The 19,332-nt window shown below is 32.8% G+C and carries 17 protein-coding genes and 1 pseudogene; 16 read left to right on the top strand and 2 right to left on the bottom strand.

Annotation, left to right across the window (positions count from 1 at the left end; genetic code table 11):
• Positions 1 to 311 precede the first annotated feature (311 nt).
• The 4 genes and pseudogenes from RVY88_RS08450 (at position 312) to RVY88_RS08440 (ending at position 3,377) form a co-directional block, all read left to right on the top strand.
• Positions 312 to 686, top strand: coding sequence for a ComEA family DNA-binding protein (locus RVY88_RS08450; protein ID WP_065844094.1), 375 nt, complete (start codon positions 312 to 314; stop codon positions 684 to 686).
• A 578-nt stretch (positions 687 to 1,264) separates the two neighbouring features.
• Positions 1,265 to 1,579 (top strand): annotated as a pseudogene (locus RVY88_RS09255) (methyl-accepting chemotaxis protein); the annotation flags it as partial.
• Positions 1,580 to 1,975, top strand: a complete 396-nt coding sequence (locus RVY88_RS09250) for a CZB domain-containing protein (RefSeq protein ID WP_372683110.1) — start codon at positions 1,580 to 1,582, stop codon at positions 1,973 to 1,975.
• A 100-nt stretch (positions 1,976 to 2,075) separates the two neighbouring features.
• Positions 2,076 to 3,377, top strand: coding sequence for an adenosylmethionine--8-amino-7-oxononanoate transaminase (locus tag RVY88_RS08440; protein ID WP_011731850.1), 1,302 nt, complete (start codon positions 2,076 to 2,078; stop codon positions 3,375 to 3,377).
• Here the strand turns inward: RVY88_RS08440 and RVY88_RS08435 are convergent.
• Positions 3,370 to 4,002 carry an endonuclease III domain-containing protein gene (locus tag RVY88_RS08435; RefSeq protein ID WP_002848854.1) on the bottom strand — a complete coding sequence of 211 codons (633 nt, stop codon included), beginning with the start codon at positions 4,000 to 4,002 and terminating at the stop codon, positions 3,370 to 3,372. The two genes, RVY88_RS08440 and RVY88_RS08435, sit on opposite strands and share 8 nt — an antisense overlap.
• A gap of 98 nt (positions 4,003 to 4,100) precedes the next feature.
• Between RVY88_RS08435 and RVY88_RS08430 the strand changes: the two genes are divergently transcribed.
• From RVY88_RS08430 to RVY88_RS08400, 7 genes are all read left to right on the top strand, one after another.
• Positions 4,101 to 4,910 carry a peptidylprolyl isomerase gene (locus RVY88_RS08430; RefSeq protein ID WP_002848855.1) on the top strand — a complete coding sequence of 270 codons (810 nt, stop codon included), beginning with the start codon at positions 4,101 to 4,103 and terminating at the stop codon, positions 4,908 to 4,910.
• A gap of 9 nt (positions 4,911 to 4,919) precedes the next feature.
• Positions 4,920 to 5,984: a class II fructose-bisphosphate aldolase gene (gene fbaA, locus RVY88_RS08425; protein WP_002848856.1), complete on the top strand. Its 1,065-nt coding sequence runs from the start codon at positions 4,920 to 4,922 to the stop codon at positions 5,982 to 5,984.
• An 88-nt stretch (positions 5,985 to 6,072) separates the two neighbouring features.
• Positions 6,073 to 7,398 carry a MotA/TolQ/ExbB proton channel family protein gene (locus RVY88_RS08420; RefSeq protein ID WP_162167243.1) on the top strand — a complete coding sequence of 442 codons (1,326 nt, stop codon included), beginning with the start codon at positions 6,073 to 6,075 and terminating at the stop codon, positions 7,396 to 7,398.
• Positions 7,385 to 8,389 carry an OmpA family protein gene (locus RVY88_RS08415; protein WP_002848858.1) on the top strand — a complete coding sequence of 335 codons (1,005 nt, stop codon included), beginning with the start codon at positions 7,385 to 7,387 and terminating at the stop codon, positions 8,387 to 8,389. The genes RVY88_RS08420 and RVY88_RS08415 overlap by 14 nt, the downstream gene beginning before the upstream one ends.
• The gene (locus tag RVY88_RS08410; protein ID WP_038453016.1) at positions 8,379 to 9,251 is read left to right on the top strand and encodes a 1-aminocyclopropane-1-carboxylate deaminase; all 873 of its coding nucleotides are present in this window, start codon (positions 8,379 to 8,381) and stop codon (positions 9,249 to 9,251) included. The genes RVY88_RS08415 and RVY88_RS08410 overlap by 11 nt, the downstream gene beginning before the upstream one ends.
• A gap of 23 nt (positions 9,252 to 9,274) precedes the next feature.
• The gene (hisD, locus tag RVY88_RS08405) at positions 9,275 to 10,561 is read left to right on the top strand and encodes a histidinol dehydrogenase (RefSeq protein WP_038453019.1); all 1,287 of its coding nucleotides are present in this window, start codon (positions 9,275 to 9,277) and stop codon (positions 10,559 to 10,561) included.
• Positions 10,562 to 10,617: 56 nt separating this feature from the next.
• Positions 10,618 to 11,370, top strand: coding sequence for a flagellin (locus RVY88_RS08400; protein WP_111738167.1), 753 nt, complete (start codon positions 10,618 to 10,620; stop codon positions 11,368 to 11,370).
• A 50-nt stretch (positions 11,371 to 11,420) separates the two neighbouring features.
• Here RVY88_RS08400 and rpoD read toward each other — a convergent pair whose 3' ends face one another.
• Complete coding sequence (gene rpoD / locus RVY88_RS08395) at positions 11,421 to 13,292, bottom strand: RNA polymerase sigma factor RpoD (protein WP_162167242.1); 1,872 nt, start codon at positions 13,290 to 13,292, stop codon at positions 11,421 to 11,423.
• A gap of 156 nt (positions 13,293 to 13,448) precedes the next feature.
• On the opposite strand from rpoD, the gene RVY88_RS08390 reads away from it, so the two are divergent.
• The 5 genes from RVY88_RS08390 (at position 13,449) to RVY88_RS08370 (ending at position 19,332) form a co-directional block, all read left to right on the top strand.
• Entirely contained in the window at positions 13,449 to 14,261 is an 813-nt protein-coding gene (locus RVY88_RS08390) for a flagellar hook-basal body protein (protein ID WP_002848864.1), read from the top strand.
• A gap of 18 nt (positions 14,262 to 14,279) precedes the next feature.
• Positions 14,280 to 15,068 (top strand): flagellar basal-body rod protein FlgG, encoded by a 789-nt coding sequence (flgG, locus tag RVY88_RS08385; protein WP_011731853.1) that lies wholly within the window; start codon positions 14,280 to 14,282, stop codon positions 15,066 to 15,068.
• 295 nt (positions 15,069 to 15,363) lie between these two features.
• Positions 15,364 to 17,277, top strand: coding sequence for an FTR1 family protein (locus tag RVY88_RS08380; RefSeq protein WP_162167241.1), 1,914 nt, complete (start codon positions 15,364 to 15,366; stop codon positions 17,275 to 17,277).
• Positions 17,274 to 17,795 carry an iron transporter gene (locus RVY88_RS08375; RefSeq protein ID WP_162167240.1) on the top strand — a complete coding sequence of 174 codons (522 nt, stop codon included), beginning with the start codon at positions 17,274 to 17,276 and terminating at the stop codon, positions 17,793 to 17,795. The genes RVY88_RS08380 and RVY88_RS08375 overlap by 4 nt, the downstream gene beginning before the upstream one ends.
• Before the next feature lie 172 nt (positions 17,796 to 17,967).
• A complete protein-coding gene (locus RVY88_RS08370; RefSeq protein WP_162167239.1) occupies positions 17,968 to 19,332 on the top strand; it encodes a Fe-S-containing protein in 1,365 nt (454 codons plus the stop codon).

Raw genomic sequence — 19,332 nt, 5'->3', positions numbered from 1 at the left:
AGTTTTATCAATTAAAAGCTTATTTCTAATGTTTTATGATTGACAAATGACAGATATTAGTTTAATCAATATAAATATTTATGAATTTGGCTAATTGTTGTCGGGTTGATAAGATCTTTATAATTAAATTTAATATAGTTAGTTTATTATTTTATATTATATCATATATTTATATAGATAAATTTTATTAAATTATTAGGTAGTGTTACCATTATACTCTTTATATATTTTTATCATATTTGCATTACATTTAAGTTTGCTTTTTAGGTTGCTAGCTTATAATGAAATATATTATATTTAAGGAGTTTATTATGAGGTTATTTAGTTTAATAGTTTTACTTGCTAGTTTGGCTTATTGTGCAGTAAATTTAAATACTGCTACTAAAGAGGAGCTTATGGCGCTTCCTGGTATAGGAGAAATTAATGCTAATGCTATAATAGAGTATAGAAAACATACTGAATTTAAAAGCATAGATGAGATAAAAAACATTAAAGGTATAAGCAATAAGAGATTTAATGTTATAAAAGCCGATCTTGCAACTACAGGTAATACAGATATTAATAGTATTAAATCAAAAGCTAATATAAAAGATAAAAAAAGTAAAATATCAAATAAAGATAAAGTAAAAAATACTAATAAAACTAAAAGCAAAACTAAATCCGAAAAAAATAGTGAAGAACTGTAATAAGTAACTAATAATTACAGCTATATTAACTATTAAATTTACTGCTTTATTTTTTAAATGCAGAGTTGAGTAGAGTTTTTTGGGGAGGGTAAAATAAGAAACTATTAATACCCTCTTATTAAAAATATAATAAAGTTTTTTATTTACTTATAATTTAGTAGCTGCAATGTATGATTATAGAATAATTTTATTAAAGGATACTTATGTTTTTTTCTAAAAACAGTTCTATAACAGAAACTGAGTACAAAAATGTAGTAAATGAAAATCTGAAATTGCAAAATGAGAACGAAAGTTTAAAATCAGAACTTAAAAAACTGCAAGATGTTAGTAACGAAACCATTAAAAATATTGATGCTAAAGAGACGGCACCGAATCTTCTTATAGCTAGTTATGAAGATGGAATGGGATTTTTGCAAGGAACCATGGAAGAAAACCTTAAAATGCTTGAAAATATGAATAATTTGAATAATCAAACATTTTTAAAAACTGAAAAACTCAGAGAACAGACGACTTTGGTTGTTTCATCTATGGAAAATATCCAGCAAATAGGTAGCGGACTTCAAAATGATGCTTCTTCTTTAAATCAAAGTGTGATATCTATAGTTGAAATTATAAATTTAATTAAAGATATATCCGATCAGACAAATTTGCTCACTCTTAATGCGGCTATTGAAGCAGCTAGAGCAGGAGAGCACGGAAGAGGATTTGCAGTAGTCGCAGATGAAGTTAGAAAACTTGCTGAACGCACACAAAAAGCCACTCAAGAAGTTGAATTAAATATCGGTTCTTTAAAACAAAACTCAAATACGATGATTGATATGAGTCATAAATTTTCTACTTTATCTAATGATGTTATGCAAAGAATTGAGATTTTCAGTGAAAATATAGACAGCGTGAATGAAAATACTCAAAATATACTCAATCAATCTTTAAATATAACAAATGAGATAAATATCAGTAATGGCAAGATTGATCATATAAATTTAAAATTAAGCGGATACAAGGCGATTTTATATAACAAATTTGAAGATATTCCAGATCACACTAGTTGTAGGTTTGGTAAATGGTTTTCTAGTAGCGTAAAAGATCTGTTGTCAAATAATAAAAATGTGATAGAAGAAGTTTCCGAGCATCATCAAAATGTTCATAACGGTCTTTTGAAAGTTATGGATGTAGTTAAAAATGAAAACAATATTAAAGTCGGAATTGAAACGTTAAAAGATGTAGAAAACTCGAGTAAATATGGGTTTGAGATACTTTTGAAAGCAATAAAAGCCGTAAGAAAATAGCATTTTATTTTTAAGCCTTTTTAAATTTAAAATAATTGATAATACAAATATAAGATAGTTTTTAAATTTGAGTTGTATAATTTCATTAAAAAGGTTACGCATGACAAATAGTGAATTATCAAAACTCGATTTAGAACATATATGGCATCCTTGCACTCAGATGAGTGATCATAAGGATTTTCCTATTATACCTATTAAACGTGCAAAAGGCGCGATTTTAACTGATTTTGATGGTAATGAGTATATAGACTGTGTTTCTAGCTGGTGGGTAAATATATTTGGTCATTCAAACGAATATATAAATCAAAAATTAAGTGAACAAACTCAAAATCTTGAACATGTTATAATGGCTGGATTTAGTCACGATGGTATTATAAAACTATCAAAAAGGTTGATAGATCTGCTTCCTTATCCTTTAAATAGATGTTTTTATGGAGATAATGGAAGTAGCGCTATAGAAATTGCTCTTAAAATGAGCTATCATAAAAATATTATAAATGGCAAAAATAAACCTCTTTTTTTAAATTTAAAAAACTCATATCATGGTGAAACTATAGCGGCGCTTAGCGTCGGAGATGTAGAGTTGTATAAAAAAATATATAAAAATATTTTAATAAAAACCATAGTCACCCCCGTACCTTTGAGTTTTAAAGGTCGTGAAGTAAGCGACGATGAGGCGCTTAGCGGTCTAAAAGATATTTTAGAAAGATATGGCAATGAAATTTCCGCATTTGTGCTCGAACCGCTTATTCAGTGCGCAGGAGATATGAATATGTATAGCGCAAATTTTATAAATAAGGCTTGTGTGATGGCAAAAAAATATGATGTTGATATTATATTTGATGAAATTGCTGTTGGTTTTGGCAGAAGCGGAACTATGTTTGCCCTAGAACAGTGTGATGTGGTGCCTGATTTTTTGTGTCTTAGTAAAGGTATAACGGGTGGTTATCTACCTCTTAGCGTTGTTGTTACGAGCGAGAATATTTACGAGCAGTTTTATGATACTTATGAGAGCCAAAAGGCTTTTTTGCACTCTCATAGCTATACTGGAAATGCGTTGGCGTGCGCATGTGCTAATGCTACTTTAGATATTTTTGAAACGCAAAACGTGATAGAAAAAAATATATATCTTTCTAAATTTATAAAAAGCGAATTTGAAACATTGTTAAAATATGACTTTGTCGATAATTTTAGACAAACAGGAATGGTTCTAGCATTTGACCTGATCGGTTTTGAGGGAAAACGAATGGGTTATGAAATTTATAAAAAAGCTTTACAAAAAGGTCTACTGCTTCGCCCGTTGGCAAACACTATATATTTTATGCCGCCATATGTGATAACTCATGATCAAATAAGCTACACGCTTAGCGTTATAGATAATTTATTAAGCGAGCTTAGATAACTTTGTCTTCAGAGCTGCAAAGCTCCTTTAAAAAGCAGTTTTCGCATTGTGGTTTTAAGGCTTTACAGGTATATCTGCCAAATAAAACCATAGCTTGATGAAGAGTGTTTAATTCTGTTTTGAATGCTTTAGTAAGATCGATTTCAGTGGCTTGAGGGGTTTTTGCATCACTTAAATTCAGTCTATGAGATACTCTAAAAACGTGTGTGTCTACTGCCATAAGATTTGCATTTTGGTGTTCTATTAAAACAACGTGAGCCGTTTTTTGACCGACTCCTGCTAACTTTATGAGTTCTTTTTCTTCAAGTGGAATATCGCCTCCAAACTCATCCATAACCGATTTTGCCATTTTTATTAAATTTGCTGCTTTGTTATTAAAAAAACTACAAGAATTTATCAGTAATTTTAGTGAGGCAAGATTTGCTTCAGACAAGCTTTTGATATCTGGATAGGCGTTAAAAAGTTCAGGAGTTATCAAATTTACTCTTTTGTCGGTACATTGAGCCGATAGCATCACGCAGACTAGAAGTTCATAGAGATTTTTAAATTTAAGTTCGCTTTTAGCTCCACTAAAGTTTTGCAAAAATAGTTCTTTAATTTGTTTTATATCTTTTTTTGTTCGCATTTTGGGATTTTAGCTAAAAAAACTAAATTTTAAACAAAATTAACGGGGCTTTTTGATATAATATAACGTTTTTTAATTTTATTTTATAAAGGATAAGTATGAAAAAGGGTGTAATTTTAGCTTTAAGCTTAGCTGCTGCAGTTAGTTTAAATGCCGCAGTTTTGGCAACAGTAAATGGTCAAAATATAACAGATGAGGATTTAGCTCCAGTATTAGGACCGCACGGATCAGAAACAAGCAACGTACCAGCTGATATGAAGAAAAATCTATTGGATAGAGTTATAGAAAGAAAGCTTATGTTGGACCAAGCTAAAAAAGACGGTATAGAAAAAGATGATGAATTTAAAAAAGTTGTTAAAGAACTTGAAGATAATGTAGCTATAAATATATGGATGAAAAAACAGTTTGACGCTATAAAAGTGGATGAGAAGAAAGCAAAAGATTTTTACGAGCAAAATAAAGATAAATTTGTAGTTCCAGCTCAAGCAAAAGCAAAACATATTTTAGTTGAGACAGAAAAAGAAGCCGCAGATATCATAAAAAGTTTAAATGGTTTAAAAGGTGCCGCTCTTGATAAAAAATTCTCAGAAATTGCAAAAGAGAAATCTATAGATAAAAGTTCAGCAGTAAATGGCGGTGAGTTAGGATGGTTTGGCGAATCTCAAATGGTAGCATCATTTAGCAAAGCCGCATTTGGACTTAAAAAAGGTGAAATTACTAATAAACCTGTTAAAAGCGAGTTTGGATATCATGTTATACTGAAAGAAGATATGAAAGATAAAAGCGCAGTTGGATTTGATAAAGCAAAAGCAAATATAGAAAATCAAATGAAAAGTGAAGAGTTCAGAACTGTTATGCAAAAAAAAGTAAGCGATCTAAAAAAAGATGCAAAAATAGAGTATAAATAAGGGTAGAAAATGGGAGTTTTGGATATTGTAAAAGCAGGCGTACTAAGTGGTGATGATATCACAAAACTCTACGCTTATGCCAAACAAGAAGGGTTCGCTATCCCAGCAGTAAATGTAGTAGGCAGCAATTCCGTAAATGCAGTGTTAGAAGCCGCAAAAAGAGCAAACTCACCTGTTATAATCCAATTTAGCAATGGCGGCGCCGGTTTTTTTGCCGGTAAGTCATGTCCTAAGCCAGATATTTTAGGCGCTATAGTAGGTGCTAAGCATGTTCATCTGCTTGCTAGAGAGTACGGCATTCCAGTAGTTTTGCATACAGATCATGCCGCTAGAAAGTTACTGCCATGGATAGATGGTCTTATAGAGGCTAGTCGTGAACATAAAAAAGTATTCGGAAGACCGCTTTTTAGTTCTCATATGCTTGATCTCAGCGAAGAGAGCTTAGAGGAAAATATCTCTACTTGTAAAGAGTATTTAAAAAATTTAAGCGAACTTGATATAAGTCTTGAAATCGAGCTTGGAGTTACCGGAGGAGAAGAGGACGGTGTTGATAATTCTGGTGTAGATAACTCTCTTCTTTATACTCAACCATCAGAAGTTGCTTATGCTTATTCCGAGTTAGGCAAAATTAGCGATAAATTTAGTATAGCAGCTAGTTTTGGAAACGTACATGGAGTATATAAGCCGGGAAATGTTGTTCTTCGTCCGGAAATTCTTAAAAATTCACAAGAGTTTATTAAGCACAAATTCTCTCTAAATGACGACAAGCCGGTAAATTTCGTTTTTCATGGCGGTAGTGGTAGTGAGTTAAAAGATATTAAAAACGCCGTAAGTTATGGTGTTGTTAAAATGAATATCGATACTGACACACAATGGGCTTTTTGGGATGGAGTGAGAGAGTACGAAGCGGCTCATCACGGATATCTGCAATCTCAGATCGGAAATCCTGAGGGAGAAGACAAGCCAAATAAAAAATACTACGATCCTAGAAAATGGTTAAGATCTGGTGAAGAGAGTATGATAAAAAGACTTCTTGAAGCTTTTGATAATTTAAACTGTATGAATAAAAATTAGATTTTGGCGGCTTGTATGCTGCCAAATTTATTTTAAATTTAATAATTTTATAAATTTTTAAATTTAGCATAAATTTAAGGAACTTTTTATGGATAAAAATGATGCGTTTAGTGATTTGCTTCTACCTGATAGCGGTAAGAGACAAAGTAAAGTAGTTTATTTTAAAATAGTTTTTCTGCCTGTTTTGATATACGCTATATTTCTGCTTGGGTATTTTCGTATTATAAATTTTAGCGTTGAGCTTCATACTATAGTTATGATGGGAGTTATACTTTTTATAGCGATGCTTTTTGCTAGACATAGTGCTGAGCTTGGATGTTGTTTATTTGAGCAGAGAAAAGATGAGTTTAAAAGAGATCTTAAAAGCTATATTATGAAAAGTCTTTTGATAATAGGAAAAGATCAAAAGTCAAACGGTAGTTTTGATGAGTTTGTAAAAAGATATTCAAATGACGTTAGAAATGATAATTACGCCTCAGTTGGTGCTGGAATTTTTCCTATGCTTGGTATACTTGGTACGTTTTTAAGTATAGCTATATCTATGCCGAATTTTAGCTCATCAAGCACAGAAGCGCTTGAAACTGAGATTTCCACCCTTTTAAGCGGAGTTGGAACTGCATTTTATGTGTCGATATATGGTATTTTTTTGGCTCTTTGGTGGATATTTTTTGAGAGATTTGGTATGAGTAGATTTGAGAAGCTTATAGCTAGGCAAAAAAATGCTACAAATACTTTTTTTTGGACAAAAGAGGAGATCGAGCAGAGATATATGCAAGAAAGTCTCGGAAATTTCGAGAAGATTAGCGTAATTTTTGAGCATGTTAGCAAGCAGGATTTTTTTGAAGAGTTAAATAAAGCGGTTGAAAGAAAATTCCAAAATTTTTCTGATATGCTTAAAGTAGAAGAAGACGCCGTAAAACTAAGCAGTGAACATATAAAGCATACTATGGGAATGCTTATCAAATCTCAGCGAGATCAAAAAGATATGGTAAAAGTACATGCTGAAATAATTAATGTGCTTAATTCGTTTAATCTAAATTTGAAAGAGATGCAACTAAGATTTAGTGAGCATTACACAAGATTGCAAAGTGCTAGTGATGATAAAATAACTAAACTTGAGAGATCCGTAAATGATCTTGGTGGAAATATCTCTAAATTTGAAAATTCGCTTGAGGGTTTTAGCGTTGAAATTTTAGAGAAACAAAAACAAGCCTTAGAAGGATTTAGAGCTGCTATGATAGATGGTATGCAAGCTTTTAGAGAGGTTTTTGATGATGAGGGAACAAAAGGGGATGAGAGCAGCAAAATCATAGAAGAGCTAAAAAAGAGCATTCAAGAGATAGATGATGAGACTAACAGCGCACTAGAAAAACTAGAAGTAAATACAGAAGCAAATCAAGATGAAATTAGATAATTCAAGAGACGAAAGAAGTAATTTCTGGATATCTTACGCCGATTTGATGGCTGGACTTTTGTTTGTTTTTGTGCTGCTCATCGGAGCTATCGTAGTAAAATACGTACTCACACAAGCAGATTTAAATGCTTTAAGAATAGATCTAAATAAAAAAGTAGAAGCACTTGCTTTTAGTAGTGATGAGTTGAACAAAAAAGAAAAAGCGATAAAAGATTTCATAGAAAAATTACAAAATGCTAAAGATCGCAATTTAGCTTTATCTGAGATAAATGCACTATTTAATGAGAAACTTGCCGAATTAAGTATTCAGCTTGGAGATATAAATAGTACTCTTAGAGTGGTAAATGAGGAAAATAAAGAGTTAAGCTCCATTATAAATTTAAAAGATGAACAAATCAGTGATTTAAAAATTGCTTTAACTCAAAAAGAATCCGAATATAACAGTGTTTTGGCTGATCTAAATAGTACAAAAGAACGCATAAAAGATTTAGGTGGTATAAAATTAAAAGTGATATCGGATCTAAAGCAAAAACTTGGTAATTCCATACGTATCGATGCAAATTCAGGCTCAGTTTCGCTTCCGTCATCTATTTTGTTTGATACAAACTCATTTATGTTAAAAGATAGCGCTAGATTCGATTTGAGACGTACTTTAAAGGCGTATTTCGATGTGCTTCTAAGCGATGAGATACGACCGAACATTGATAGAATAGTTATAGAAGGTCATACCGATAGCGATGGCAGTTATCTTTATAATCTTGAATTATCGCAAAAAAGAGCTTATGAGGTAATGAAATTTATCTACTCATTTTACAAAAATGAAGAACTAGGTAAATACCTTATAGCAAGCGGTAGAAGTTTTAGCGATCTTGTTTATAAAAACGGAGTTGAGGATAAAGAAGCATCTCGCAGAATTGAGATTAAATTTAGCATCTCGGATAAAGCCACTATAAAAGAGATAGAAAAAATTCTCAATCAAAATGCAAGGTAATTTTGATAATTTTGAATGCGTAAATTTTCGTGGTCGTAGTTTTTGGATTTTAAGAGATGACAAAATCGGAGGCGAATTTAATGGAAATAAAGCAAGAAAGCTTGAGTATTTTTTAAATTCGGATTTAAGCGGTTTTAAACGCATTATATCTTATGGCTCAAATCAGTCAAATGCAATGTACAGCCTTAGCGTGTTTGCAAAGATGAAAGGACTAGAGTTTATCTATGTAACCGATCATTTAAGCGGATTTTTAAAAGAGCGTCCGAGCGGAAATTTGGCTTTGGCTTTGCGAAATGGCATGGTGATTTATGAAAGTAAAAATAGAGCTGATTTCGCTTCAAATTTAAAAAATATCGACGATATTTTAATTCCTGAGGGTGTGGCTATGAGCGAAGCCGAGTATGGGTTTAAAACTCAAGCTAAGCTTATAGAGGATTTTTCTAATCAAATCGGATTTAAATTTGATATATTTTTGCCTAGTGGTACTGGTGCTAGTGCGGCGTATTTAGCTAAAAATTTAAGCCAAATGAAAGTATATACTACGCCTTGCGTGGGCGATAGAGATTATCTTGCTTCTATGGTTTTAAATTTAGATAAAGATTCGAAATTGAATATTTTAAATCCGCCAAAAAAATATCATTTTGGGAATTTAAAGCGTGAGCTTTTTGATATTTATAAAGAGCTTAAAGACTCAACAAATGTTGAGTTTGAGCTGCTTTACGATAGTGTTGGATGGCTTAGTTTACTCTATAATTTAACTGAATTTAAAAATAAAATTTTATATATTCATCAAGGTGGAATGATAGGAAATGAAAGTCTTTTGGAGCGTTACAAACGTAAATTTAAACTAGATATGGTATAATTAAATAAAGGAGAGAATAGATTATGAAAATTTTATATAGCAACGATAGTAATTTCAAACAAGATTTTGATAAATTAGTAAATCGTTCAAATTTAGATATGCAAAATGTAATGGAAACGGTAAATAACATTATCTCTGATATAAAAGAGCATGGGGATGAAGCTTTAAACGAGCAGATTTTTAAATTTGATAAGTGGAAAGTCAATGGCGATCTGCAAATAGAGCGCAGCGATATGGAAAATGCATATAATAATCTAGATCCAGATCTTAAAAAATCTCTAAGTATCGCATATGAACGCATAAAAATATACCATGAAAAACAGCTAGAAAAAACATGGCTGAGTTTCGAAGATAACGGGAGTATTTTAGGTCAAAAAGTAACTCCTGTAGATAGAGCAGGTCTTTATATACCAGGAGGTAAAGCGGCATATCCTAGTTCGCTTTTGATGAATGCTGCCCCTGCTATAGTTGCTGGAGTCAAAGATATAGTGGTTTGCACACCTGCTGTAGGAGGAAATGTAAATGAACTTCTGCTTAGCGCTATGCATCTTCTTGGTATAGAATATGCTTATAAAGTTGGTGGAGCAAGTGCTATTGCGGCTATGGCTTATGGTACGAAAACCATAAAAAAAGTAGATGTTATAACTGGGCCGGGAAATATATATGTTGCAACTGCTAAAAAGCTTGTTTTTGGAGATGTAAATATAGATATGATAGCAGGACCTAGCGAAATAGGTATTATAGCGGGTGACAGTGCTAATCCACATCATATTGCTATAGATTTGCTTAGTCAAGCTGAGCATGATGAAATAGCAAGTAGTTTTTTGATAACTTTTAGTGACAAATTTGCAAATAGCGTCAAAGACGAAATTTATAAGATTTTGCCAACTTTAAGTAGAGAAAAGATAGCAAGAGCTAGTATAGATAATAAATCTGCCATCATAGTAGCAAAAGATATGGATGAGTGCATAGATTTGATGAATGATTTAGCTGTAGAACACTTAGAAATCGCCACGAATAATGCGTTTGAGTATCTTGCACGTATTAAACATGCTGGAGCGATATTTTTAGGTCATTATACTCCAGAAGCGATCGGAGATTATTTAGCAGGTCCAAATCACACGTTGCCTACTGGAGGAAGTGCGAGATTTTTCTCACCTCTCGGAGTGAGTAATTTTGTGAAAAAAAGTTCGATTATTTCTATGAATAAAAGCTCTATAAATGAGCTTGGAAAAGCCTGTATGAGCCTAGCAAAAGCTGAAGGTCTCGGCGCTCATGAGCTTTCTGTAAAGGTGAGATATGAGAGTTAAGACAAAATTCAATATTATTGATGTAAAATATATAAAATCTACCAAAGGAGGTAGTTATGAAAATAGGTGATTATACAAATAGTAACCAAAATTACTATTTAGATAGTGCTCAAAAAAATGCAAGTAAAGCACTTGAAAATATATCTGCTCAAAGAGCATTAAGCGGTACCGATAGTTCAAATTTGCTTATAGCAGACTCTTTGCGTAGCAGTGCAAGTTCGATTTCGCAAGGTGTAAATAATGCAAATGACGCCATTGGAGTACTTCAGATAGCTGATGCTACTTTGCAAAATTTAGGCAAAGGGGCAGATAGACTAAATGAGCTTTCTGTTAGAGCAAATAGTGCAATAAACGGACCAGAGCAAATTAGTGCTTTAAATAAAGAAGCAAATGCTCTAAAAACATCTATGCAAGACTCTTTAAACTCTGCCAGCTTTAATGGTAAAAATATTTTTGGTAATTCGCTTAGTTTCCAAACAGGAAACGGAGAAGTCGGCATAAACTTAACAGCCCCAAATGTTAATTCTTTGGACATATCTAATCAAAATACTATAAGTGACTTTTTAAAGAGCGTAAATTCGCTTAGAACTGATATCGGAAGTTTACAAAATGGTCTTATAAGCGGAATAAATGCTAGTTTAACCGCGGTTACTTCAACGAAAGCTAGCGAATCTCAATTGCAAAATAACGACCTAGCAAATAATGTGACTAACTACAACAATGCGAATTTGTTGGTAAACAGTTCAACTATGGCAGCTGCACACAATATGCAAACACTTCAACGTCAAGTATCTGGACTTTTAGGATAGTACTTTAGACGATATAAAGCGATATAGACTAAAATCTATATCGCTTTTATTTAATTTCCCTCTATGTAATTTTTGAGTTTTCTACCTACTTTTGGATGTTTTAGTTTTTTTATGGCTGAGCTTTCGATCTGTCTGACACGCTCTCTTGTCACGTTTAGTTCTTTTCCTATCTCTTCTAATGTTCTATCGCTTTCATCTTCTAAAAGACCAAAACGCATTCTTATAACCGCTTTTTCACGATCGTTTAGCTGATCTAATACTTCATCTATCTGCTCTTTTAAGTCGCCTTTTAGTATCTGTTCCATTGGGCTAAGAGTTGTTTTATCTTCTACAAAATCGCCGTATTTGCCATCATCTTCACTGCCGATTGGAGCTTCAAGACTTATAGGCTCTTTGGTAATTTTGATAACTTGCTTAACTTTATCTATACTAAGACCTACCTCTCTTGCTATGATGCTTACATCTGGCTCTTTTCCCTCTTCTTGTAGATATTTTCTATTGATTTTATTTATACGGTTTATAGTTTCTATCATATGGATCGGTATGCGTATCGTTCTGGCCTGATCAGCTATAGCGCGACTTATAGCTTGTCTTATCCACCATGTAGCATATGTTGAAAATTTATAACCTTTTTTATATTCAAATTTATCAACCGCTTTCATAAGACCAATATTTCCTTCTTGAATAAGATCCAAAAACGGAAGTCCGCGATTTGTATATCGCTTAGCTATACTAACTACTAGCCTTAGGTTTGATTTTGCCATTCTAGCTTTTGCATCGTCACTTATATTTTTACCGCGTTTTATCTGATCTAATACTATTTTTAGCTCTTTTGGTTCTAGATTAAATCCAGTTTTGCTAGCTTCTTTTGTTTGAAATAACTTTTTTATCTCTACATAAGTTGATACCATAGTTGCTTCAGGAACTCTTGATATGATATCTTCTTTTGAAAGCTTTGTTATATCTTTTAGTATGCCTTGATGGTTTTTTTTGAGTTCGGCACTAAACATAGGAAGACGATATTCAAGGCGTTTTAGCTCTTTATCAAAGTCATCATCGCTTTTTAAAGCCGTTTCCATGGATTTTACTATTTCATTTATAAGTTTGCTTGTAGGTCCAAGATCCATTAATTTATCTTTCAAAACTTTTTTCTTAAAAGTTAAATTTAACTTTGCTACTAGATCGGCTTCTTCTTCGATAGATATATTTTGTTTTGCTACTATTTTCATCCATTCTTTTTTGGCTTTTTCAAGAGCTTTAAAGCTTTCTATTACTTTTTCTGCTCTTTTGTCAAGTTTTTTTGGCTGTTTTTTTGCTGTAGCGCTATCTTCTTCGTTCTCATCATATTTAAATTCATCTTCAGTTGTTTCTTCTTCCTCTTCTTCGCTCTCTTCCTCGTCAAAACTTTTAAAAAGCTCTTTAACTCGGCGTTCTCTATTTATAAGAGGCTCTTTGTAATCTAAAATAAAATCAATAAGATACGGCACTGAGCAAAAAGCATCTATGATGATATCTTCTCCAAGCTCGATTTTTTTACTGATTTCTACCTCTTCTTCTTTTGTTAGAAGTGAAATTTGACCCATTTCTCTAAGATACATTCTCACAGGGCTGTCTGATCGTGACCATTCTAAAAGATCATTCTCACTAGTTAGATCAAATTCCTCTTCTAAGGCGGTATCTATGATTTTTAGCTTGTCTTCTTCTGATTTTTTAGCTTCTTGTATATTTTTTATCTTTGCCGCTTCTACAGCACTTATCAGCTGTGTTTTATAGAGTTCGGCTAGAGTTTCGACTTTTTTTATGGTAGCAACCGTTGGAGCTTTGTCAAACAATCTTACAAGCTTTTCAAAAGTAACATAACCTTTTGAGTTCTCTTTAAATAACTCTTCTATTTGTGCAAAAGTCTCTTTTGCTGCACTCATATAAAGCTCCTTAAAATTTATTTATCTGTTTTTGTTAAAATTAAGGATTATATCTAAAAAATAATTAAATCTATATAAATGCAGATTTTGAAATGCTTTTCAAAAACATGGAACAAAACTTGCTTTATTATTTCTAAATTTAATGCAGGAGAACATATGCAAAACGGCTATTATCAAGCTACGGGCGCGATGGTTACGCAGTTTAATAGACTTGATGTAATCACAAATAACCTTGCAAATGTAAATACAATCGGCTATAAAAGAGATGATGTCGTTATAGCTGATTTTGAACGAATATTTAAAGAAACTAGAGATATCTTACCTTTGGAAAATCATACAAGAGACGCCGCTAAATTTCTAAATAGAACCATTGATCGAGTTCCGCAGATTAATGAAATTTACACTGACTTTAATGTCGGCGGACTTAAAATGACAAATAACCCTCTGGATGTAGCTATAGGAAAAAGCGATCTATTTTTGTTAGTTGATACGCCAAATGGAGTAAGACTTACAAAAAACGGTGCTTTAAATTTGGACAATGAAGGCTACATTGTGACAAAAGAAGGTTATAGAGTGCTTCCAAATAATTATGAAAATCAGCCAGAAGAAGTCAGAGGTATTCAAATTCCTCAAGATGCTCCTGTAACTATAGATAAAGATGGAAATATTTACTCAAATAACGAAAATGTTGGTAGATTTTTTATAGCTCAGCCAAGAGAGATTAGGAATTTGCAAAAAGAGGGTGATAATCTCTTTGTGCTTCCAAATTTAAACGAGTTAAATGATGTAGAAAATAGCGGTTCCGTCGCTCAAGGATACTCTCAAATTTCAAACGTAAATCCTGTTATTGAGATGGTAAATTTAGTAGAAACAAATCGTCTTGTCGATATGTATCAAAGAGTTATGTCGACACATATGAATGATATAAATCAAGAAGCAATTACTAAACTTGCTTCACCAAAAGTTTAATTTGTTAAGGATAGATAGATGATACGCTCACTTTATACGGCAGCTACTGGAATGGTAGCTCAGCAAACCCAGATAGATACCACATCGCATAATATAGCAAACGTAAATACAATTGGATATAAGAAAAATCGTGCAGAATTTGCCGACTTGATGTACCAAACTATGCAGTACGCAGGAACACCGACAAGTACGACAACTATGAGTCCAACTGGTATGGAAGTAGGTCTTGGAGTGCGTCCTACTGCTATAACTAAAGTATTTGGTCAAGGGTATTTTAAAGAAACAGGGAATAATCTAGATATGGTTATAGCCGGTAACGGTTTTTTCCAAATTCAGCTTCCTGATGGTACTACTGCTTATACTAGAAATGGTGCATTTAAGCTTGATGGAGACGGAAATATCGTTAATAGTGATGGTTATAGGCTTCTTCCAGAGATGAATATACCAGCAGACGCAACTCAAATTTCTGTAGGAGTCGATGGCACGGTATCCGTGCTTCAACCAGGAAATCAAGAGATGACTCAAATAGGTCAGATTGAGCTTGCAAATTTCATAAATCCAAGTGGACTTCACGCTATGGGCGATAATAATTTCTTAGAAACTGCCGCAAGCGGTGCTCCAAATATAGGAAACGGCGGTACTGACGGTTTTGGTCAAATAAAACAAGGTTTTGTTGAAATGAGTAACGTGCAATTAGTTGAAGAAATGACCGATCTTATAACCGGTCAGCGCGCCTATGAGGCAAATTCAAAAGCGATTACAACAGCAGACGAGATGCTTCAAACAGTAAATCAGCTAAAACGATAATTAGCTAATAATTTTTAATTTTCTCCTCCTTGCGTCACTCCATTTGTATAATTGCAATGGAGTGAAATTATGAAATATACAGTTTAAATTTAAAAATAAGCATTTATAAAACACTCATTAAAGTTAAAATAATTTATTTAATAAATCAAAAAAATTATTAAATAATAAAAAATATAATGATAACAATATTAATAATATATAAAATTTTATTGTTTTTTAAGTTAGCTCATTGTAGACTTTCAATTCCATTATGAAAATAATTGTCAATAACAAACTTATAATTAAGGTTAAATTTATGAAAATAATTCTTAAAATTCTTTTTATATTACTTATACCCTTTACTGTTCTTTTTGCAAATTATGAAAAAGAGGCAAAAAGCATAGAAGAGATATTTACTCAAGTTATAGAACTTTATAAGAACGGTAAGGATACTGAAGCTAGAGAGCTTACTCAAACTGCGTATTTCGGGCATTTTGAAAATTTAGAAGGCGGTATTAGAATAAATCTTGGTCAAAAAAAAGCTTACTCTATGGAAAAACAGTTTGGAGATATAAGAAAAGCTATCAAAGCGGGTCAAGACGTCGCTAAAATAGAAGCTATGATAGCAAATTTAAATACCGAGATAAAAGAAGTTTTGCCTACTATAAGTAGCGGCGTGAAGCTCCAAGCCCAAAAGAGCGATGACGGCGGTTTGGCTGCTGCTGGAATGAGCTCTTCTGTCTTAGAGTCAAATCCATGGGGTAGCGTTTATGAAAATATAAAATCTAGTTTAGATGATGCTATTTTGGCTTATGACAAAAAAGACGGCGAAGCTCTTAAAAATGCTATGAATAAAGCTAAATTTAATTATTATAGAAATATGGAGCTTGAAATAGCCGTTAGAAGATATGCCACTCAAAGGCTAGATCAAATGATACAGCAGATTATGGGTAACGTGATATCAGAAAATGTAAATATGCAAAAAAATGCATTTGAACAGTCTATAAAAGATATCGACGAGCTTATAAGCAGCGCTATCAATAAACTTCCAGAAGAGTCTTATGTTTTAGCTCCTAAAATAGAAGTAGAAGAAAAAAAAGTAGTAGATTTTACTCCTACTGTGCAAAATATAAAAGATAAAATGCAAAATGTACTGTCTCTATACAAAAGCGGTAGTATAAAAGAAGCTATAAGCGAGGCCGGAGATATATATTTTGATGAGTATGAAGCAAGCGGTATGGAGAGTAAAATAGGGGCTATAGATATCACGCTTAAAACTGCAACTGAGGCTAGTTTTAGCAAGATAGTTTCTCTTATGAAAAGCGGAGTTAGTAGCGATAAAGTATTGGCAGAGCAATACAATCTATTCTCTTTGCTAGAAACCAGCCTTGAAAAAAGTAGTACCGATCTTAGCGGATGGGCTCTTTTTATATATGCGCTTAGTATAATTTTAAGAGAAGGATTTGAAGCTCTCATAATTATCTCCGCAGTAGTAGCTTATCTTATAAAAACCGGAAATAGTAAACATCTAAATATCGTCTATAGCTCGATGATAGTGGCTATATTGCTTAGTTTTGCTACAGCGTGGGCCGTAAATTTAATATTTGGCTCAAATATGGCTGCACAAAGCAGAGAGATAATAGAAGGTGTTGTTATGCTTATAGCAGTCGGACTTCTATTTTATGTCGGATTTTGGCTGCTTAGTAACGCCGGAGCTAAAAAATGGAACCATTATATACAAGGACACATCACTAGTAGCCTTACTAGCGGAGATAGTAAAGCGCTTTGGTGGACTCTGTTTTTAGCAGTATATAGAGAAGGAGCCGAAACCGTGCTATTTTATCAAGCTCTTATATTTGATGCACGTTCAAACGGCGCTCTTGGTATGGTCGGACTTGGATTTGTTGCTGGTATAGTAATACTTTTTATACTATATTTTATCATTAAAGCGTTCTCATTAAAGATAGCTATAAAACCATTTTTCATAGCTACTTCGGCTATTATATTTTATATGTCGATAGTATTTGTGGGTAAAGGCGTAATGGAGCTTGTGGAAGGAAAATTATTTGTTCCAAACGTTATAGAGTCTATTCCTACTATAACTTGGTTGGGAATTTATCCGTACTATGAGAGTTTGATACCTCAATTTTTGATGATACTAGCTCTTATAATAGGAGTATATATAATAAAGCAAAAACAAATCAATCTTAATAAAGGAGAACAAGTATGAAAAAAATACTTTCAGGAATGTTGGCACTAAGCCTTGCAGCAGTTATTACTATGGCAGCTGAGCAGCCTATCGGTGAGCCGATAGAGAAAAACGGTATGGAAATAGCCGCTGTTTATCTTCAACCTATAGATATGGAGCCAAAAGGTATAGACTTAGCTCCTAGTTTAGCAGATATCCATCTTGAAGCAGATATCCATGCTATAAAAGGAAATGCAAACGGATTTGGCGAGGGTGAATGGGTGCCTTATCTTAAGATAGCTTATACTTTAAAAAACATAGACAACGGTAAAACACTGCAAGGAACTCTTATGCCTATGGTAGCAAGCGACGGTCCTCACTACGGCGCAAATTTAAAAATGACCGCCGGAGTCGGTAACTATGAACTTACATTTCATATAGATAATCCAAGTACTCAAGGTTTTGGACGCCACGCAGACAAAGCAACGGGAGTTGCAAAATGGTGGGCACCGTTTGATGCAAAATATACATTTAAATATACAGGTGCTCCAAAAGATTAATCAAGCAGTTTGGCTTAAGTATAAATTTAAAAAGTCCGGCTGATTTTTGGCTGGATTTTTAAATTTAAAAGATCTCTGCTTGAGTTTTAATAAATTTTGCGCCGTTTAAAATGAACTATAAAATTGCGCAATTTATCGGCTAGTGATTTTTTAAATTTAAAAAGGTGCTATGATGGCAATTTTCTTTTATCAAGTTGTTTTGGCTCTATTTGGGTTTAGTTTTATAATCTCATTTTTAGATGTAAAAGAGCATATTAAAAATATATTTTTACCAGCTGTTGTCGGTATTTTCGTCGGTTTTATACTATTTGGGATAACTAAATTTGCTATTATCGCAGATGATGTAAAATTGTTTTTTGATACGCTTTGTTTGGTGGCTCTAGTTTTATTTTTATTTTGTTTTAAATTTAAAAATAGTTATGTTGTATCTTTAACCGTCTTTTTACTCGCAGTCGGATACGGATTTGATTACCGTTATATAAGTATGAATTTCACTATTTTTACCGGTGAAATTTTAGATAGTTTGAGTCTTAGCAATCTATTTTTGATCTGTTTTGCTCTTGTGGTTTTACTGCTTGCATATTTTATTTTAAGATCTGTTTTAAGTCTAGTTTGTAAGTCTGTTAGGCTGTTTTTTGCTATTTTTAGCACTGTGATTTTGATAGTGGATAGAGCTGGATTTTTAACTCTTGGCTTAATGCAAAACGGAACCGTTCCTACTTACTCCAATACTCTTTCTGTTGTCGCAAAAATAGTTTATTTCGATAGTTTTTTACCTATTGTATTTTCACTATTTTTAGCTATTTTAGCTCTTTTTAGTTTAAGTAAGCTTCCTAAAAAAGCACTTTATAAAGATATTGTTGAGTTTAGAATCATAAATGCCACTAGAACGCAGGGATTTAGAAATGCTTTTTTTGCATGGCTGCTTGGAGCGATTATAGTATGTTTTAGTTTATTTTATATATTAGTATCTTCAAGACCGCCTTCTATAAGTACTCCTATTATAGTAGAGCCGATAAACGGCGAGTTTAAATTCGACGCTGCAGCTTTGCTTGATGGAAAACTCCATAGATATGCTTATATCACCGATGACGGACATGAAGTTAGGTTTTTTCTTATAAATAGATTTAAAGATAAATTAGCTCCTGTTGCTGTTTTTGATGCGTGCGCGATATGTGGCGATATGGGATATATAAAAAGCGGCGATAATCTTATATGTATTAGTTGCAATGTAAGAATATTTCTTCCTAGCGTAGGTAAAGCAGGAGGCTGCAATCCTATACCCTTTGATTATAAATACGACGGCAAAAACGTTACTATAGGTTTGCAAGAGATACAAAAAGGTGCAACATTTTTTAGCAAAATTGTCGAAAAAAAGGTTGTTGATCCAGTTAGTAAAAAAGAGATTTCAAATAGCTCTAAGTTCAATTATATTTATTACGGAAGGACGTATTTTTTTGAAAACCATGATAATCAAATGCTGTTTGAAGAAAATCCGGAAAATTACGTTACTACTTCTGGCGAATTAAAGGAGTGA

It is taken from the genome of Campylobacter sp. TJR-1 (assembly GCF_032840035.1).
GTDB classification, from domain to species: Bacteria; Campylobacterota; Campylobacteria; order Campylobacterales; family Campylobacteraceae; genus Campylobacter; species Campylobacter fetus.
The sequence above is the reverse complement of the archived record's forward strand: the minus strand, read 5'-3'. Positions and strand labels throughout refer to the sequence as shown.

Coding starts and splice junctions, on each gene's coding strand:
- fbaA (WP_002848856.1), top strand. CDS start 4,920: ATGGGAGTTTTGGATATTGTAAAAGCAGGCGTACTAAGTGGTGATGAT.
- RVY88_RS08435 (WP_002848854.1), bottom strand. CDS start 4,002: ATGCGAACAAAAAAAGATATAAAACAAATTAAAGAACTATTTTTGCAA.
- RVY88_RS08440 (WP_011731850.1), top strand. CDS start 2,076: ATGACAAATAGTGAATTATCAAAACTCGATTTAGAACATATATGGCAT.
- RVY88_RS08415 (WP_002848858.1), top strand. CDS start 7,385: ATGAAATTAGATAATTCAAGAGACGAAAGAAGTAATTTCTGGATATCT.
- rpoD (WP_162167242.1), bottom strand. CDS start 13,292: ATGAGTGCAGCAAAAGAGACTTTTGCACAAATAGAAGAGTTATTTAAA.
- RVY88_RS08430 (WP_002848855.1), top strand. CDS start 4,101: ATGAAAAAGGGTGTAATTTTAGCTTTAAGCTTAGCTGCTGCAGTTAGT.
- RVY88_RS08390 (WP_002848864.1), top strand. CDS start 13,449: ATGCAAAACGGCTATTATCAAGCTACGGGCGCGATGGTTACGCAGTTT.
- flgG (WP_011731853.1), top strand. CDS start 14,280: ATGATACGCTCACTTTATACGGCAGCTACTGGAATGGTAGCTCAGCAA.
- RVY88_RS08410 (WP_038453016.1), top strand. CDS start 8,379: ATGCAAGGTAATTTTGATAATTTTGAATGCGTAAATTTTCGTGGTCGT.
- RVY88_RS08420 (WP_162167243.1), top strand. CDS start 6,073: ATGGATAAAAATGATGCGTTTAGTGATTTGCTTCTACCTGATAGCGGT.
- RVY88_RS08450 (WP_065844094.1), top strand. CDS start 312: ATGAGGTTATTTAGTTTAATAGTTTTACTTGCTAGTTTGGCTTATTGT.
- RVY88_RS08375 (WP_162167240.1), top strand. CDS start 17,274: ATGAAAAAAATACTTTCAGGAATGTTGGCACTAAGCCTTGCAGCAGTT.
- RVY88_RS08380 (WP_162167241.1), top strand. CDS start 15,364: ATGAAAATAATTCTTAAAATTCTTTTTATATTACTTATACCCTTTACT.
- hisD (WP_038453019.1), top strand. CDS start 9,275: ATGAAAATTTTATATAGCAACGATAGTAATTTCAAACAAGATTTTGAT.
- RVY88_RS08400 (WP_111738167.1), top strand. CDS start 10,618: ATGAAAATAGGTGATTATACAAATAGTAACCAAAATTACTATTTAGAT.
- RVY88_RS08370 (WP_162167239.1), top strand. CDS start 17,968: ATGGCAATTTTCTTTTATCAAGTTGTTTTGGCTCTATTTGGGTTTAGT.